15 protein-coding genes are annotated in these 16,559 nt (G+C 68.3%); 6 read left to right on the forward strand and 9 right to left on the reverse strand.

Annotation, left to right across the window (positions count from 1 at the left end; translation table 11 throughout):
• Positions 1–34: 34 nt before the first annotated feature.
• Positions 35–694: a DUF5134 domain-containing protein gene (locus tag AC5592_RS28450; protein ID WP_063066004.1), complete on the forward strand. Its 660-nt coding sequence runs from the start codon at positions 35–37 to the stop codon at positions 692–694.
• Positions 695–704: 10 nt separating this feature from the next.
• On the opposite strand, the gene AC5592_RS28455 is transcribed toward AC5592_RS28450, so the two are convergent.
• The 3 genes from AC5592_RS28455 to AC5592_RS28465 all read right to left on the reverse strand — a co-directional run bounded on the left by AC5592_RS28455 (position 705) and on the right by AC5592_RS28465 (position 2,637).
• Positions 705–1,400: a PhzF family phenazine biosynthesis protein gene (locus tag AC5592_RS28455; RefSeq protein WP_063066005.1), complete on the reverse strand. Its 696-nt coding sequence runs from the start codon at positions 1,398–1,400 to the stop codon at positions 705–707.
• An 85-nt stretch (positions 1,401–1,485) separates the two neighbouring features.
• A complete protein-coding gene (gene ahpD, locus AC5592_RS28460) occupies positions 1,486–2,025 on the reverse strand; it encodes an alkylhydroperoxidase, AhpD family (protein WP_036503144.1) in 540 nt (179 codons plus the stop codon).
• A 24-nt stretch (positions 2,026–2,049) separates the two neighbouring features.
• Positions 2,050–2,637, reverse strand: coding sequence for a peroxiredoxin (locus tag AC5592_RS28465; RefSeq protein WP_030517257.1), 588 nt, complete (start codon positions 2,635–2,637; stop codon positions 2,050–2,052).
• Positions 2,638–2,771: 134 nt separating this feature from the next.
• Here AC5592_RS28465 and AC5592_RS28470 point away from each other — a divergent pair, with 134 nt between their 5' ends.
• From AC5592_RS28470 to AC5592_RS28480, 3 genes are all read left to right on the forward strand, one after another.
• Entirely contained in the window at positions 2,772–3,680 is a 909-nt protein-coding gene (locus tag AC5592_RS28470; RefSeq protein ID WP_036503143.1) for a hydrogen peroxide-inducible genes activator, read from the forward strand.
• Between the two features lie 60 nt (positions 3,681–3,740).
• Positions 3,741–4,535 carry an MBL fold metallo-hydrolase gene (locus AC5592_RS28475; protein ID WP_063066006.1) on the forward strand — a complete coding sequence of 265 codons (795 nt, stop codon included), beginning with the start codon at positions 3,741–3,743 and terminating at the stop codon, positions 4,533–4,535.
• A gap of 248 nt (positions 4,536–4,783) precedes the next feature.
• Complete coding sequence (locus AC5592_RS28480) at positions 4,784–5,236, forward strand: gamma-glutamylcyclotransferase family protein (RefSeq protein WP_051024748.1); 453 nt, start codon at positions 4,784–4,786, stop codon at positions 5,234–5,236.
• A gap of 160 nt (positions 5,237–5,396) precedes the next feature.
• Here AC5592_RS28480 and speD read toward each other — a convergent pair whose 3' ends face one another.
• The 4 genes from speD to AC5592_RS28500 all read right to left on the reverse strand — a co-directional run bounded on the left by speD (position 5,397) and on the right by AC5592_RS28500 (position 11,502).
• Positions 5,397–6,614 (reverse strand): adenosylmethionine decarboxylase, encoded by a 1,218-nt coding sequence (gene speD / locus AC5592_RS28485; RefSeq protein WP_063066007.1) that lies wholly within the window; start codon positions 6,612–6,614, stop codon positions 5,397–5,399.
• Positions 6,615–6,622: 8 nt separating this feature from the next.
• A complete protein-coding gene (locus tag AC5592_RS28490; protein WP_051024747.1) occupies positions 6,623–7,684 on the reverse strand; it encodes a type III PLP-dependent enzyme in 1,062 nt (353 codons plus the stop codon).
• 287 nt (positions 7,685–7,971) lie between these two features.
• Positions 7,972–10,479 carry a DEAD/DEAH box helicase gene (locus tag AC5592_RS28495; protein ID WP_063066008.1) on the reverse strand — a complete coding sequence of 836 codons (2,508 nt, stop codon included), beginning with the start codon at positions 10,477–10,479 and terminating at the stop codon, positions 7,972–7,974.
• A 90-nt stretch (positions 10,480–10,569) separates the two neighbouring features.
• A complete protein-coding gene (locus tag AC5592_RS28500; protein WP_036503134.1) occupies positions 10,570–11,502 on the reverse strand; it encodes a PAC2 family protein in 933 nt (310 codons plus the stop codon).
• Between the two features lie 323 nt (positions 11,503–11,825).
• Between AC5592_RS28500 and AC5592_RS28505 the strand changes: the two genes are divergently transcribed.
• Together AC5592_RS28505 and AC5592_RS28510 are read left to right on the forward strand one after the other, a co-directional pair.
• The gene (locus AC5592_RS28505; RefSeq protein WP_063066009.1) at positions 11,826–12,539 is read left to right on the forward strand and encodes a DUF5642 family protein; all 714 of its coding nucleotides are present in this window, start codon (positions 11,826–11,828) and stop codon (positions 12,537–12,539) included.
• A gap of 587 nt (positions 12,540–13,126) precedes the next feature.
• Positions 13,127–14,707 carry a DUF4192 family protein gene (locus tag AC5592_RS28510; RefSeq protein WP_063066010.1) on the forward strand — a complete coding sequence of 527 codons (1,581 nt, stop codon included), beginning with the start codon at positions 13,127–13,129 and terminating at the stop codon, positions 14,705–14,707.
• Positions 14,708–14,742: 35 nt separating this feature from the next.
• On the opposite strand, the gene galE is transcribed toward AC5592_RS28510, so the two are convergent.
• Both galE and AC5592_RS28520 read right to left on the reverse strand, forming a co-directional pair.
• Positions 14,743–15,723 carry a UDP-glucose 4-epimerase GalE gene (galE, locus tag AC5592_RS28515; RefSeq protein ID WP_063066011.1) on the reverse strand — a complete coding sequence of 327 codons (981 nt, stop codon included), beginning with the start codon at positions 15,721–15,723 and terminating at the stop codon, positions 14,743–14,745.
• Between the two features lie 3 nt (positions 15,724–15,726).
• Positions 15,727–16,413, reverse strand: a complete 687-nt coding sequence (locus AC5592_RS28520) for an iron-dependent transcriptional repressor DtxR (RefSeq protein ID WP_036503122.1) — start codon at positions 16,411–16,413, stop codon at positions 15,727–15,729.
• Positions 16,414–16,559: the final 146 nt, after the last annotated feature.

Genomic DNA, 16,559 nt, shown 5'->3' on the forward strand with positions numbered 1-16,559 from the left:
GGCGGACACGCCGCGCGTCGGAAGGTGGTGGGGTGTGGGCTCTTTCGTGACCGAGCACGAGGTGTTGCGCTGGGGCGTGATCGTGGCGTTCGTCGCCGCGGCGGGCATCGTGCTCGTGCGGCACGTGGCGGTGCCGGTGGCACCGGTGGCACCGGGAGGATCGGGTGGATCACGGCCGGGGACGTGGCCGATCGGCGTCGACGAGCACGAATCCGATGCGGCTCATCTCCTGATGTGCCTGGTCATGCTCGCGATGTTGCTGTTCCCCGCGGCTGCCGCGCCCGATGCGATTCGCGGGGTGCTCATCGCCATGATCGTCGTGTACGCCGTGCTGTCGATCGTGCGCATCGCGCACTGGCGGACGACATCCGGAGACGGTGGCGTCGAATTCCGCCTTCCGGCGGTGGTCTACCACCTGGTCGCGGCGGCGGCGATGCTGTGGGTGATGGCCGGGCATCACCACGGTATGGGGCATGCGGAGATGCGCGGCGCGGGTGGCCCGCCGGCCGTGCCCGTGGCGATCATGGCAGCCCTGTTCGCGCTCGACGGTCTCCTGCTGCTGTTCCCGCGGACGAGAACCGCACTACGGCACAGTATTTCGCATCCGGCCGGCGCACCGGGCGCGATCGGCGTCGTTCCGCATGTGGTGATGGACCTCGGGACCGCGTACATGTTGATCGCCGCCGTCGCCTGAGTCAGTCTCCTCAGAGGAGTATGGGGTGGTCGGCCACGACGCGCCCGCCCAGGCGCACCCAGCCGTCGGAATCCCATTCGGTGAACAGTTGCGAGCCCGCGCCCTGGGTGACGATCAGGCTGCGGCGCAGCTTCGCGGTGAGTGCGATCGCGGCCGCGCCCGTCGCCTCGTCCTCGGCGATTCCCAAGGCGGGAGCGAACATTCGCGCGTGCACGGCACCGCGTGCCTCGTTCGTCCAGGCCCACACGTAGTGCTGGCCGTCGGTGAAGTGGCGTGGATCGACCGTGTCGAGGAAGGCGGCATCGGAGAATTCGTCGAACGTGAATTCGGGTGCCCACTCGGCGCGGGCGCGAATCCAGACCAGTCCGTCGTCGAGCATCTGGATTTCGACGGGACCGGCGGGGACGTCGATGATCTTCACGGGATGCCCCTGATCGGCCAGCCACCACGCCGCGCCGACCGTCGGATGTCCTGCGAACGGCAGTTCCCGCGCCGGGGTGTAGATGCGCATCCGGGTGCGGCCGGATACCGGATCGTCGAGGACCACCGTTTCGCTGTGACCGACTCGGGCCGCCAGTAATTGGTGATCGACCTCGGTCACCGCGTCCGCGCGCACGATGCCCAGTGGGTTGCCGAGCCGGCCGGTGACGTCGGTGAAGACCCGAACCACCTCGACCTGCGTGCCGTCGCTTTCCCATTGGCTCATGCTGCCCCAGCGTACCCGTAGCAACGCACACGATGCCCCGTCCCGATGGACGGGACGGGGCATCGTGAGAGACGCGTTTCGAGTATCAGACCGCGGCGGCGGCCAGTGTCTCGCTGGCCTGTACGGCCTGGCCGACGCCGGCGACGATCGCGGCGACACGCAGCGCCTCGAAGATCACCTCACGTGACACACCGGCCTCGCGCAGAGTGTGCTCGTGCGCTTCCAGGCAGTGCTGGCAGCCGTTGATCGACGACACTGCGAACGACCACAGCTCGAAATCGGCCTTGTCGACGCCCGGATTGCCGATGATCTGCATGCGCAGTCCGGCCCGCAGGTCGTCGTATCGACCCTCGAGGAACGCCCGGCCCCGGTAGAACACGTTGTTCATACCCATGATCGAGGCCGCGCCCAGTGCCGCGTTGTAGGCCTCCGCGGACAGGGTGTCGGCGGCCTCCTCGCCGATCTCGCGCAGGGTGGTGGCCGACCGGGTGGCGGCCGCCGCGGCGAGCAGGGTGCCCCACAGCTGCTGTTCGTTCAGCACGGTCGACCGCGCGATGGACGACAGGTTGAGCTTGAGGTCCTTGGCGTATTCGGGAAGCGAATTCTTCAGGTTTTCAACAGACACGGGCAGGCACTTCCTTTTCGGTGATCAGACGCTCGCGGACAGCAGTTCACCGGCGTCGATGGTCGGGTCGCCCTTCTTCCAGTTGCAGGCGCACAGCTCGTCGGACTGCAGGGCGTCGAGCACGCGCAGCACCTCGTCGACGTTGCGGCCGACCGACCCGGCGGTCACGGAGACGAACTGGACCTCGTTGTTCGGGTCGACGATGAAGGTCGCGCGGTCGGCGACACCGTCGGCGTTCAGCACGCCGGTCGCGGTGACGAGCTCCCGCTTGAGGTCGCTCAGCATCGGGAAGGGGAGGGTCTTGAGGTCCTCGTGCTGGGCGCGCCACTGGAAGTGCACGAACTCGTTGTCGACCGACACACCCAGGACCTGGGCGTCGCGGTCGGCGAACTCCTCGTTCAGCTTGCCGAAGGCGGCGATCTCGGTCGGGCACACGAAGGTGAAGTCCTTCGGCCAGAAGAAGACGATGCGCCACTTGCCGGCGTAGTCGTCACTCGAGACCTGGGTGAAGTAGTCGTCGGGCTGCTGCGCGTTCACCTTCGACAGGTCACCGCCGATGACCGCCGTCAGGTTGTAGGCGGGGAACTGGTCGCCGATGGTCAGCAGAGCCATGTTGTCTCCTTCGTCGTAGTGGGACACGGGTGACGGGTCGCCCTTGTGCGGGACACCGTCGAAGCATTTCGCTGTCGATCATGCCCAAAACCCAGTAAAAGGTAAAGGTGATCAGTTGCACTATACTGATAGGCGTGACTGATCAGACTTATCAGCCCACCCTGTCACAGCTGCGTGCGTTCGTGGCGATTGCGGAATATCGCCACTTCGGGACCGCCGCGGCTCACCTGAATGTGAGCCAACCCACGTTATCGCAGGCGCTGGCATCTTTGGAAAACGGACTGGGCCTGCAGTTGATCGAGCGCAGCACCCGCCGGGTGCTGGTGACCGGTGCGGGGAAAAGGCTGCTACCGCAGGCGATGGCGACCCTCGAGGCCGCCGACCGCTTCGTCGCCACCGCGGCCGGCGACAGCCTCGGTGGCACCCTGCGCATGGGCATCATCCCCACCGTCGCGCCTTATGTGCTGCCGACATTGCTGCCGGAACTGCGCCGGCGGCTGCCCGCTCTGGTGCCGCACGTCATCGAGGATCAGACCGCGCGGCTGCTCGACGGATTGCGCAGCGGCGTCCTCGACGTCGCGATGATGGCGTTGCCGTCCGAGGCCACCGGCATGGTCGAAATCCCGCTCTACACCGAAGAATTCGTGCTGGTCACGCCCCTGGGGCATGCGTTGGCCGGGCGGAGCGACATCGCACCCGCGGCGTTGGACGAGCTGCCGCTGCTGTTGCTCGACGAGGGACACTGCCTGCGGGACCAGACGCTGGATCTGTGCCGGTCGCAGGACGTGCGTCCGGGACCGGTCGGCGATACCCGCGCCGCCTCGCTGACGACGGTGGTGCAGTGTGTGGGCGGAGGGCTCGGGGTGACGCTGATTCCCGAGATGGCCGTGGCGGCCGAAACCTCCCGTGGCACATTGGATATCGCCCGTTTCGCGGCGCCGGCGCCGGGGCGCACCCTCGGCCTGGTGTTCCGGGGTTCGACCGCGCGCGTGGAGGACTACGAACAGCTTGCGGAAATCATTCGGGCACAACGCCCGATATGAGAAATTCCATGCTCTCCCATCCCGATTGACCGGCCGGTGAGCGTCTGGAACGCTCGTCGCGTGCGGATTCATCACCTCAACTGCGGCACCATGGCCATGGGCATGGTGGACCACTGCCTGCTCATCGAGACCAGGACCGGGTTGGTGCTGGTGGATACCGGATTCGGGCTCGACAGCGTGCGCGAACCCGGCCGCTTCGTCGGCCCCGGCCGCTTCCTGCTGGGCATCCGGCCCGCCGAGCATCACACCGCGATCCGGCAGATCCAGGCGCTGGGCTACGACCCCGCCGATGTGCGCCACATCATCCTCACCCATCTCGATCTCGACCACGCCGCGGGTGTGGCGGACTTTCCCGAGGCCACGATTCACGTGCACGGCCCCGAATTTCGGGCGGCGACCGCCGGCCGGACGCTGTCGGAGCGGCTGCGCTACCGCGCGGCCCAGTGGTCGCACGGCCCGCGCTGGATGGTCAACGAACTCGACGGCACCGACGAGTGGTTCGGTTTCCGCGCGGTACGCGACCTGCCGGGACTGCCGCCGGAAATCCTGGTCGTCCCGTTGCCCGGCCATACGCGCGGGCACGTCGGGGTCGCCGTCGACACGGGGTCGGGCTGGCTGCTGCACGCCGGTGACGCGTTCTACGTCGCGAGCGAGATCGACCCGGCCGGGCCCAAGACGCCGCTGTTCTGGTGGTCGTTCGAGCTGGGCTCGATCGTGCGCGGCGCGTATCTGGAGAACCGCCGGCGGCTGGTGGAACTGGGCCGCGCGCACGGCAATGCGATCACCATCGTCAACTCCCACGACGCGGACCTGTTCGCCCGGGTCACCGGGAATTCGGTACGGCCCGTCGGTTAGTCCTGCGAGAGCCAATGCGTGCATTCCGCGAAATCCCGATTTTTCCGGGTTGGCGATTTCTCGGCAACCTGCGACCAGCGGCGACGCGATCTGTGATGTAGGTCACGTTTACCCGGTGTGAGGCGTCGCCGGCCCATTCGGCACAGTGGAGGGATGCGAAACGGGTGTGCGAGCAGGAATGGATGGTTCGACGTAACGACGGATAGGCGCGCGGAAAGCGGCGCCGGAGATGCCGGGCGGGTGATCCGATGACCGCGGCGAAGAAGTCCGCGCCGCAACGCCGAGCGCGCCCCGACGACCCCGGTCCGGACCTGTTCGCCTACGGCACTCTGCAATTCGGCCCCGTGCTCGAGGTACTGCTGGGCCGCACTCCCGATATGGACGTCGCGGTCGCGCGGGGCTGGCGGGTGGCGGCGCTGCCACAGCGGCTCTATCCGGGACTGGTGGCCGAGCCCGGGCGGATGGCGGGCGGGCTGGTCCTGCGCGGGCTGACCGCGGCCGACTGGCGGATCATCGAAGCCTTCGAGGATCCGGAATACGATCTGCGCCCGATCGAGCTCATCGGATGCGAGGAGCCCGTGCGGACCTTCGTCTGGTCGTCGGCGGTCACGGGCAACGACTGGCTGCCCGAAGTGTTCGTCGCCCACCACCTCGACCGCTACGTCGAGCGCACGGCCCAGTGGCGACAGGAGCGCGCCTGAGCCTCGGTGAACGGCCACTGCCCGCGAGATGCTGGGGCTGCGCGGCCGATTCGGTGGCACCGGTTACCCATACGCGGACCGCCCGGGACGGTTGTCCCGGGCAGTCCTCCTCGTATTCAGTTGCCGCGCAAGGGATCCCGTGCTGCGAATGCCGCCCCTGTCAGGCTCGAGCGGCGATCTCCCGCAGTGCGTACGGTTCGATGGCGCCGCGCACCAGCGCGCGTTCGTCGACCGTCTCCGCGCGGTAGGGCAGCTTCGGCAGCTTCTCGCACATCACCGCGACCGGGTCGTCGATGCGCTCGGCGACACCGAACAGGAACGTCCACTCGTGCTCGTCGCTGCCGTAGGGCACCACAGTGTCGAACAGATCGGTGAACCGCTGCCACGAACGCTTCAGCGTCTCGTTGCGCCACATCGTCGGGCACCCGGCCTGAGCGGCCAGCACGCCGCCCTCGGCCAGCAACGCCTTACATCGGGTAAGGAACTCCTCCTCGTAGAGGCGGTTGTGCTGGGCGTCCTCGACCCGCTCGTCGGGCAGATCGATGACGATCACGTCGTAGCGCACACCGGCGGATTCGGCCTCGGCCAGGAAATCCCAGCCGTCGGCGTAATGCATCCGGATCGCGCCGTCACCACCGACCGCGGCCTCCAGATCGGCCGGAGTGTATCCGTAGGGCAGATGCCGGGCGCACAGCTCGACCTCCATCCGGTCGATATCGACGTGGTCGACCCGGGTCGCGCCCGCGGCCTCCGACATCTGGCTGGCCACACCCTCGCCGGAACCGATGATGAGCACGTTGTCGAGCTTGGCCGCCAGCGCGTAGGCCGGGACCAGCATCGCCTCGTGATAGGTCAGCTGGGAGAACTCGGTGGACTGCCGGTCGTCGTCGGAGAACAGCGACACACCCTGCGCGGTGCGCGCGATCACCATGTGCTGGAACGGAGTCCGCGCATCGACGATCACGTCCGACAGATCCCATACGCGCGTGAGGCCCGCTCCGACCGGCTCGTGCACCCGGCGTGCCTGATGCCCGCGCTGCACGACCTCCATGTGCACCGATTCCGGCTGCAGCGCATCCTGCAGCAACTCGACCGCCTTGGTGGCGCCGGCGCCGATGCTGCCGCAGGTGAACACGTCGACGAAGATGTCGCCGGATTCCGGATAGGTGTGGATCGACGCGTGCGATTCCGACAGCAGCGCCAGCACCGTCACGCCGTGGGGCTCGAACTTCTTGTGCACCACCTCGCAGATCGTCACTCCCGCGGCGAGCAACGATTGTCGAAGCGCTGTTTCGAGTCGTTCGAGATCGTCGCAGAGGGCTACGTCGACACCACCGAACTCGGCCAGCACGTGCCAGCCGGTGAATTCTGCCGTCATGGGCAAACTCACTCTCGCTCAGCGCCGATGACATGCACAGTCAAAGGCGGAAAACCGTTGAAGGACACCGACGAATAGCTCGCCGTATAAGCGCCGGTATCGAGGATCCGAACGGGATCACCGGCTCGCAGCGTGGTCGGCAGAAGGACTCGCGTGCGTTGATACAGTACATCGTCTCCGTCGCAGGTCGGGCCCGCGATCACCGCCTCGTCGACGGGGTCACCGTCGCGGTCGGTTTCGATCCGGTAGGCGATGTACTCGTTCTCGGTCTCGGCCATACCGTTGTAGCGGCCGATGTCGAGATACACCCAGCGCCGCCCGTCCGGCGCGGTGCGCACGTTCACGACCTCGGCGTGGATCACGCCGGCATTGCCCACCAGGGCGCGGCCGGGTTCCACCACCAGGTCGGTGTGCTCGGGAAGGTGCCGCGTCGCCGACTCGGCGATCACGACACTCAGTTCGGACAGCTCCGGCGCCGGATCGGCGTACGAAATCGGCAGGCCCCCACCGATATTCACCGACGCCACCGGGATGTCCTTGACCGCCAGCGCTTCCGTGATGGCCGCGGCCTGTTCGATGCCGATCTGCCACGCCACCGGATCCAGCTGCTGGGAGCCCACGTGGAAATAGGGGCCGGCCACCTGCAGGCCCAGGTCGCGGGCGCGCACCAGCAGTCGCACCGCCTCACCGGGCGCGCAGCCGAATTTGGTGCCGAACGGGGTCTGCGACTGCGGCGCCGAGGCCAGGAACCGGCACTCCACCTCCGAGCCCGGCGCGAGTTCGGCGATCCGCTCCAGGTCGTCCTCGGTGTCGAAGGCGAACCGGCGGACACCCGCGGCGTAGGCGGCGGCGATGTGGGCGGCCTTCTTGATCGGGTTGCCGTAGCAGAGCGCTGCCGGGTCGACGCCCAGCGCCACACACATCTCGATCTCGCCGATACTGGCGACGTCGAATTCGGCGCCCTCGGAATCGAGCAGCCGGATGATCTCCGGCATCGGAGATGCTTTGACAGCGAAGCGAATTCGTGCCGACGGGAAGGCCGCACGGAAAGCGTGGAAGTTGCCGCGCACCCGATCGAGGTCGATGACGAGACAGGGCGACTCGGGCGCGTTTGTACCGGTCAATCTAAGGGAACTCTCTTTCTTCTGGGCAGCCTCCCGCTGCAGGCAGCGAGCGAGAGAGTATCAGCGCGAGGGCACGGGAAACGAACCGGAACGAGGGTCGGCTTGATCACGCTCGGGTGAGCGCGGCCCGCACCGGGGACGGTGGCCGGATCAGATCAGCGCGTCGGCACCGGGTTTTCGGCGGCGTACGAGCGTCGTGGCGGGATCGCGGCGGAGGTCGAGGACGATCGTGCTCATCCGGCCCGCACCGTCATCTCGTCGAAGACCACCTCGCCGGCGGCATCGGATTCGGCCAGATCAACGACGGCCTCGAGCGCCCAGCCGTGATCACCGGCCGGATCGTCGAGTATCTGGCGCACCCGCCAGAAGCCCGGTCGGGTCTCGACGGCGAACAGCGCCGGGCCGCGCGCGTCCGGGCCGGTGCCGATCGCACCGTATTCGTCGAAGTACGGGGCCAGATCGTCGGCCCAGTCCGGACCGTCGTCGAATTCGCCGAGTTCGTCCCAGCGCTGCCGGGCGGCCAGCTCGACCCGCCGAAACATGCTGTTGCGCACCATGACCCGGAACGCGCGTTCGTTCGCGGTGATCGGCCGCACGGTGTCGGCGCCGAAGGCGAGTTGGTCGTCGTCGGTCTCGGCGCCCGGATTGGTGAGTTGTTCCCATTCGTCGAGCAGGCTCGAATCGACTTGGCGGACAAGCTCACCCAGCCATTCGGTGATGTCCTCGAGTTCCTCGGTGCGCGCCGACTCGGGGACGGTCCGGCGCAGTGCGCGGTAGGCGTCGGCGAGATAGCGCAGCACCAGCCCCTCCGAGCGCGCCAGCTCGTACTGGGAGATCAGTTCGGCGAAAGTCAGTGAGCGCTCGATCATTTCGCGCACCACGGCCTTGGGGGAGGGGCTGAATTCCGAGACCCACGGATGGCCGCCGCGATAGGTTTCGAAGGCCGGTTCGATCAGCTCGGCCAGCGGCTTCGGCCAGGTGATCTCCTCGATCAGCTCCATGCGCTCGTCGTATTCGATGCCGTCGGCCTTCATCTCGGCGATCGCCGCACCCCGCGCCCGGTGCTGCTGGGCGAGCAGCAACTGGCGCGGATCCTCCAGTGTGGATTCGATGATCGACACCACATCCAGTGTGTAGCTGGGAGCCGACTTGTCAAGCAGCTCCAGCGCTGCCAGCGCGAACGGCGACAGCGGCTGGTCGAGCGCGAAGTCGCGCTGCAGGTCGACGGTGAGCCGCGCCCGCCGGCCGGTGGCATCCGGTTCGTCGAGTTGCTGGACCACTCCCGCGTCGCGCAGCGCCCGGTAGAGCCGGATCGCCTTCAGAATGTGTTTGCGCTGCGCAGGCCGGGGTTCGTGATTGTCCTCGAGTAGGTGACGCATCGCGTCGAAGCAGTTGCCGGGCCGGGCGATGACATTGAGCAGCATCGAATTGGTGACCCGGAATCGTGACACCATGGGTTCGGGCTGCGCGGCGACGAGCCGGTCGAAGGTGTCCTCGGACCAGGATACGAAACCCTCCGGCGGTTTACGCCGCTGGATTTTGCGCAGCTTCTTCGGATCGTCGCCGGCCTTGGCGACCAGTCTGGCGTTCTCCACCTCGTGCTCGGGAGCCTGGACCACCACCGTGCCGACGGTGTCGTATCCGGCGCGCCCGGCCCGGCCCGCGATCTGATGGAATTCGCGCGCCTTCAACCGCCGCGTGCGCACCCCGTCGAATTTCGTCAATCCGGTGAGCAGCACCGTGCGGATCGGCACGTTGATGCCCACGCCGAGGGTGTCGGTGCCGCAGACGACCTTCAGCAGACCGTCCTGGGCCAGCCGCTCCACCAGACGCCGATACTTCGGCAACATCCCGGCGTGATGGACGCCGATCCCGTGGCGGATCAGCCGCGACAGTGTCTTGCCGAATCCGGTCGCGAACCGGAAACCGCCCAGCGCCTGGGCGATCGCGTCCTTCTCCGCCTTCGACGCGAAGTTCACACTCGTCAGCGCCTGGGCGCGCTCCAGCGCGGCGGCCTGGGTGAAGTGCACCACGTAGACCGGGGCCTGGCTGGTGGTCACCAGGTCTTCCAGGGTTTCCGTGATGGGGGTGCGGACATACGAGAACAGCAGCGGCACCGGGCGCTCCGATCCGGTGACGATGGCGGTGGAGCGTCCGGTGCGCCGTTCCAGATCCCGCGCGAAATGGTCCACCTCACCCAAAGTGGCCGACATCAACAGGAATTGGGCGCGTGGCAGTTCCAGCAGCGGGACCTGCCAGGCCCAGCCGCGATCGGGATCGGCGTAGAAATGGAATTCGTCCATCACCACCTGGCCGATATCGGCGTCCGCGCCCTCCCGCAGCGCGAGATTCGCGAGGATCTCGGCGGTGGCGCAGATGATGGGGGCCGTCGGATTCACCGCGGCGTCGCCGGTGACCATCCCGACCTTGTCGGCGCCGAACACCTCGCACAGCGCGAAGAACTTCTCGCTGACCAGTGCCTTGATCGGCGCGGTGTAGTAGCTGCGCTCACCCCGGTTCAGCGCGGCGAAGTGCGCGCCGACGGCGACCATCGATTTTCCCGAGCCGGTGGGTGTGGCGAGGATGACGTTCGCGCCGGTCATCAGCTCGATCAGCGCCTCTTCCTGCGCCGGATACAGCGTCAGCCCCTGGGCGGAGGTCCATTCGGCGAAGGTTTCGTACAGCCAGTCGGCATCCACGTCGGGCACGGCACGGTCGGGAACCAGTTCGGACAGCTGCACGTGCGTCCACGTTACCGACGAACCGTCGCGGGTACCGCATCGCCCGGCGGGACGGCGGTGAACCGTGCGCGCCGGGCGATGTGGTGCGGGTCAGTCCCGGGGCTCGTCGCCGTCGCCGAATTCGGTCTGCTCGGCGAGGAAGCGCTCGAACTCCGCGCCCAGTTCCTCACCGGTCGGCAGGTCGGCCTCTCCGGCGAGCAGGCTGGAGCGGCGCTCCTGCGCGGTGACGAAGCTGTCGTACTGACGCTCGAGCGCCTGGACGACCGTCTCCACCTCGGCGTTTCCGGCGATGTGCTCGTTGACCTGTTCGCGTACGCGGGCCGCGGCCTCACCGAGCGCCGCCAGCGGAAGTTCCAGGCCCGCGTTGTCGGCGACGTTCTCCAGCAGCGTCTGCGCGGCCTCCGGATAGGCGGTCTGCGCCAGATAGTGCGGGACGTGCACCGAGAAACCGATGGATTCGTGGCCGTGCTGTCCCATGCGGTACTCCAGCAGCGACGACGCGCTGCCCGGAACCTGCAGCTCGCCGGGCCAGCGCTGATGTTCACCGATCAGATCGCGGTCGCTGGCGTGGGCGGTGATACCCAGCGGCCTGGTGTGCGGAATCGCCATCGGGATGGCGCTCAGGCCGATGCTGCGGCGCACGCCGAGCTGTTCGGCCAGCAGGCGCACGGCCGTCACGAACTTCTCCCAGCGCAGGTCCGGTTCGATGCCGGACAGCAGCAGGAACGGGGTGCCGGCGGTGTCGCGCAGCGCCCACAGGTTCAGTTCCGGATCGGCGTAGTCCGAGAAATGGTCGGTCTTGAAGGTCATCAGCGGACGCCGCGAGCGATAGTCGAGCAATTCATCGACGTCGAACGAGGCGACGAGCTCGGATTCGAGGCTTTCGCGCAGATGGGTCGTTGCCAGCCGTACCGCGTGGCCCGCGTCGGTGAAACCTTCCAGGCCGTGCACCAGCACCGGACCCTCGCCGTCGGCCGAGGACAGCTGCGGAGCGGGGAACTCCAGCTCGTACATACTGCTCATTTGCCAAACTCCCTGGTCAAGCCCTGTCCGCCTCAGTCGTTTTTCAGTAGTGGTCCGGTGCCGGATCTCGCCACCTCGCCACCGTCCAGGGTACGCGCGGGGGTGTCGCGTACCGGTCGGCGTGCGGGCGGTGACATCCGACGGAAACCGCCGGTCCACCGGGGGATGTAACCCCCGCAGAGTAGCGGTCGCGGAGCGTACCCGGCGGAGGTAGGCCACGCTCATGCCCTACCGGAGAACACAACTCCGGATCCGCGGCCGGTATTCCCGCCAGGTCGGCGTGGCAGATCCGCGGGGGCGACGGCATCGGCCATAGTGGGGGAGTGAGCGTCCCGAATCCGCCGGCCTCGCGGAGGCGCCGCGGGTTCGGCCACACCGTCGGGTACGCGGCCTTGAGTTGTCTGCTCGCCGCGTGCGGTTCCACGGTGTCCGGGCATCCGACCGCGATGCGCCAGAGTGTGGTCACCCGGCATATCGACGGCGATCTCACAGCGATGCTGCCGGGCCAGGACCGATTCCCGGCGGGATATACGACCGTCGTCGCCTCCGGTGATCGCGCCGCGGCGGCGGCCGCGGATCTCACCGCGATTCCGCCGGGGGCACAGATCGATCCGCCCGACTGCGCACCCGCCCCGCCCGATCCCACCGGGACCGCGGCGACGGTCGGGACCGACGACCGGACCCGAGCGACGATCACCGTCGTGCTGAGCCGTACCGACGAGCCGTTGTCCTCGCTGGGAGACCAGCTTTCCCGCTGCACGACGGCGCACGCTCGGCACGGCGCGATAGATCGCACGATCACCACCCGGCTGCTACCGCCCCCGCCGGTCGACGCCGACGACACCGTGGCCTTCGGTCGGACGGTGACCGGCTCGCCGCCCGGCAGTTCCGCCGATCCGGCGCTGCGGACCCTGCTCGCGCAGATCGGCGACATCCGAATCGAAACCACGGCAATGACTTTCGGTGCCGCCGCGCCGGATACGACCGGCCTGGACCAGGTCTTCACGGCGGCGGTCGCCAAGGTCCGTACCCGCTGAGGCCGTCGGCGACTGTGCTCTCCCCGGCGCAACCGTAACAGCAGGCCCCGACATCCCCGCTCGGTCGCACCGCGTGTCGGTACCGCGATCCCCAGTTTTCGACCGGCTCCCCAGACCAAATAAAAGCCCAGCTCAGCCCGCCGGCTCGGCAGTGGCGTACGGGCAGTGTGGACGCCATGACCACACACACCGACCCCAGCCGGCCCAGCACCGATAGCCACGATGCGGCGCAGGGCCCTTCGCCGTCGAGCGCGGTTCCGCAGACAACGAGCGTGGCCTCGGCGGAGACGGACATACCCCGAACCGCGCCGGGCCCCAGAACCCGGCCCGAATCGACGGTGCGAGAGGGCATGCCGGGCCGGGACAGCGGACCGGAGACCGCGGCTCATCCGGGCAAGGCCGCGGAGGCCGAAGCGGCTACCGATCACGAGGCTGTCGCCGCTTGGTCACTTCCTTCGCGAGTCGCCGGATGCGCGAACCGGATGTGCCGGTCGCGTGGGGGCGTCGCCCGCGCGGCGGGCGGTATGGCAGGCGCGGCGGCCGGGGCGGGTCGAGTTCCGCTGCGATGCGGCGATATTCGGGGGAGTGTGCGCGCGGAGGCGCCGCAGGGCCGGTGTGCCGGCGCCGCGTGCGTCACCGTGCACGAATGCGTCGGTGCCGAGCACAGTGCCCGCGGTGGCGACTCGATGACGCCGGAGCGCTGCGTGCGCAGTGAGGTCGGCCGGATGGGGCGACCGCGCGCCGATTGCCGCGGAAACGACAGCGGTGCCGAGGAATACGGTCCTCCGCGCGACGAGGACGAGATGGTGGATGACGGTGGTGATACGGCGAAACCGGCACCCCCGCAGCGTGATACGCCGCCGGAACTCGCGGCGAGCGAGGCCGACACAACGTTCGCCGGTCCGGCATCGGCCTCGGCACCGTCCGGCACGGCGCACGGCCTCGCGGGCGAGGCCGAATCGGATCCGCCCGGCACGGGCGACGGTGACATGTCTCGTGAGCGAGGCGGCGGCGAGGAGGGGCGCCGCGTCCGGGCGGGCGGCGCCGAACAGCTGTGGGCGGCGACCGCGTTGACGATGAGCGAACCGGCGGAATTCATCGCGGCCGTGCCCGCGCTGTTGGGGTTTCGCCCGCAGCGTTCGCTGGTGGTGTGCCTGCTGCTGCGGTCGCAGAAGTATCCGGGCGCGGTCTATCTCGGCGCGGTGGCCCGGCACGATCTCGATGTGGCGGGATGCGGGGCGTGGGTGCGGCTGGCCGCGCAACTGGCCGGCATCTGCGGGCAGGAGCAAGCCGTCGGTGTGGTGGCGCTGATCGTCGACGATCGTGCGACGGCGCCGCGGGCGGGGCGGGCCGGGCGGCGTGCGGCCCGCCATCGCGATCTCGTGCGGGTGCTCGACGGTGCGCTGCGGAGCCAGGATGTGCTTCTCGCGGAGGCATGGGCCGTGGGCGAGATCACCCCGGGCGCCGACTGGTGGAGCGTGCTCGATACCGGCAGTGCCGGTATACAAGCGGATCCGGCGGCCTCACCGGTCGCGCTCGCGCAGGTTCTCGACGGCCGCCCCATCCGGGGCTCGCGCACCGAGCTCACCGCCGCGGTGGCAGAGAACACGCCACTGCGTCTCCAGATCGACGCCGCGATCGGCAATGCCGCGGAGGCCGCCAGGCAGCGGTTCCGGCGCGCACTGCGTGCCGGGGAGCCGCGCTCCTACAGTCGCGCGGCCCTGGACATGGTGTTGTGGCAGATCAGCACTGTGGAATCGGGCGATGACCTCGATCCACGCGAACTCGCGGATCTGGCCGTCGCCGTGCGGGACACCGCGGTGCGTGATTCGCTGTTCGCGGTGGCGCTGGGTGCGCACGCCGCGGCGGCCGAGGCGCTGTGGTCTCGTGCCTGCCGCGGTCTCACCGGCCCGGACCGGGCCGAGCTGGCCACCCTCTTCGGCTACAGCGCCTATACCCGCGGTGACGGACCGCTGGCAGGTGTCGCGTTCGAGGCTGCGCTGCGGGCCGACCCGGCTCACCGCATCGCACGACTGCTGGACGCGGCGCTACGCACCGGTATGCGCCCCGACGATGTGCGCAAGCTCGCCGTCAGCGGCCGCGATATCGCCGCGGGGCTGGGTGTCGACCTCGTCATCGCCGATGACGGCGAGCCGGAGTCGCGATGACAGCGACCCGCTCAGGGGCCCGGAGGCCGCGCGTATCAGCGAGCGCTGTGCGCGCGGTCACCGAGCGAGGTGAGGAAATCCCAGGCGTCGGAGACGATTTCGTCGAGATCGTTGTGTTCGGGCTGCCAGCCGAGCTCGTCGATCGCCTTCGCGCTCGACGCGATCAGCACCGCCGGATCACCGGCGCGCCGCGGCGCGTCGACCGCCGGAATCGGCCGGCCCACGACGCGCTCACAGGCCAAGATCACTTCGCGCACCGAGAAACCCGTACCGCTACCGAGATTGAAGATGCGATGTTCGCCGGGCCGCGACTGCGCCAATGCCAGGACATGCGCGCGAGCGAGATCACGGATGTGGATGTAGTCACGCACCGCGGTGCCGTCCGGCGTCGGATAATCGGTGCCGAACACGGAAATCGAATCCCGATGTCCGAGAGCCGTTTGCAGGATCAGCGGGATGAGATGGGTTTCCACCACGCGGTTCTCGCCGAGCCCTCCGTACGCGCCGGCGACGTTGAAATACCGCAAACTCGTGGCGGCCAGACCGTGCGCGACGGCGTACGAGGTGATCGCGTGGTCGATCGCGAGCTTGGAGGCGCCGTAGGGGTTGGTCGGGCGGGGCGGGGCGGACTCGAGAATCGGAACCTGTTCCGGCTCACCGTAGACCGCCGCGGTCGAGGAGAACACCAGCCGCGGGGTCTGCGTGCGACGAATCGCCTCCAGCAGCGCCAGCGTCTTGACCACATTGCCGTACCAGTACTTCTCGGGCTGCTGCACCGATTCGCCGACCAGCGACTGCGCCGCGAAATGCAGGACGCCATCGAAGGATTCGGATTCGATCAGCTCGACGCCGGTGGTCGCGATATCCCCGTCGACGAATTTCGCGCCGGCCGGTACACCCTCGGCGTTGCCGGTGGACAGATCGTCGACCACCACGACCTCGTGGCCGTCCTGAACCAGTACCTGGGCGCAGACTCCGCCGACATATCCGGCACCGCCGGTTACCAGAAGTTTCATCCGTCAGGCCAGCCTGACCTGGACGGCGTGGGCCATCTCGTCGGACAGTTCGAAACCGACGTGCCCCGGCACCGAGATGATCACCACACCGGGCTTGGTCTCGACGGTCACGCGGGCATCGGGAACCACCCCGGCCTCCCGCAGCTGACCGATCACGTCCGGATCGGCCTGAATATGCTCCGACAACCGGCGCACCACGACCGCCGACACCTGGCCGGGCGGCAGATCGGAAAGCCGGACGAGGGTCTCCTCACCGGAATTGATGGAGTTGACGCCGAGTTCGTCCAAGCCGGGGATGGGGTTGCCGTAGGGCGAGGTGGTGGGGTGATTGAGCACCTCGAGCAGACGCAGTTCCACCTCCTCGCTCATCACGTGCTCCCAGCGGCAGGCTTCGGCGTGCACGTTCTGCCAGTCCAGCCCGATCACGTCGACCAGCAACCGTTCGGCCAGCCGGTGTTTGCGCATGACCGCCACGGCCATCGCGCGGCCCTTGTCGGTGAGTTCGAGGTGGCGGTCGCCGGCGACCATCAGCAGACCGTCGCGCTCCATCCGCGCGACCGTCTGACTCACCGTCGGGCCGCTCTGCTCGAGGCGCTCGGCGATACGCGCCCGCAACGGCACCACGCCCTCCTCCTCGAGGTCGTAGATGGTACGGAGATACATCTCCGTGGTGTCGACCAGATCCTTCACCTGTTACCCCTTCGTCGGCACGAATTCTACCCACGCCCGGCTGCACAATCGGCGTCAGCATATTTCGCACGTCCTGCACGAACCTCGCCGATACCTGCGCGCGCGACCGGATGCGCGCGGGCGACAGGCGCGCCCGGTGTCGTCTT

It is taken from the genome of Nocardia violaceofusca NBRC 14427 (genome assembly GCF_963869435.1).
In the GTDB taxonomy this organism is placed as follows: Bacteria; Actinomycetota; Actinomycetes; order Mycobacteriales; family Mycobacteriaceae; genus Nocardia; species Nocardia aobensis.

Excerpts from the sequence above, each read along its gene's own strand:
- AC5592_RS28455 (WP_063066005.1), bottom strand. The coding sequence starts at position 1,400 with ATGAGCCAATGGGAAAGCGACGGCACGCAGGTCGAGGTGGTTCGGGTC.
- AC5592_RS28465 (WP_030517257.1), bottom strand. The coding sequence starts at position 2,637 with ATGGCTCTGCTGACCATCGGCGACCAGTTCCCCGCCTACAACCTGACG.
- AC5592_RS28480 (WP_051024748.1), top strand. The coding sequence starts at position 4,784 with ATGACCGCGGCGAAGAAGTCCGCGCCGCAACGCCGAGCGCGCCCCGAC.
- speD (WP_063066007.1), bottom strand. The coding sequence starts at position 6,614 with ATGACGGCAGAATTCACCGGCTGGCACGTGCTGGCCGAGTTCGGTGGT.
- AC5592_RS28500 (WP_036503134.1), bottom strand. The coding sequence starts at position 11,502 with ATGAGCAGTATGTACGAGCTGGAGTTCCCCGCTCCGCAGCTGTCCTCG.
- galE (WP_063066011.1), bottom strand. The coding sequence starts at position 15,723 with ATGAAACTTCTGGTAACCGGCGGTGCCGGATATGTCGGCGGAGTCTGC.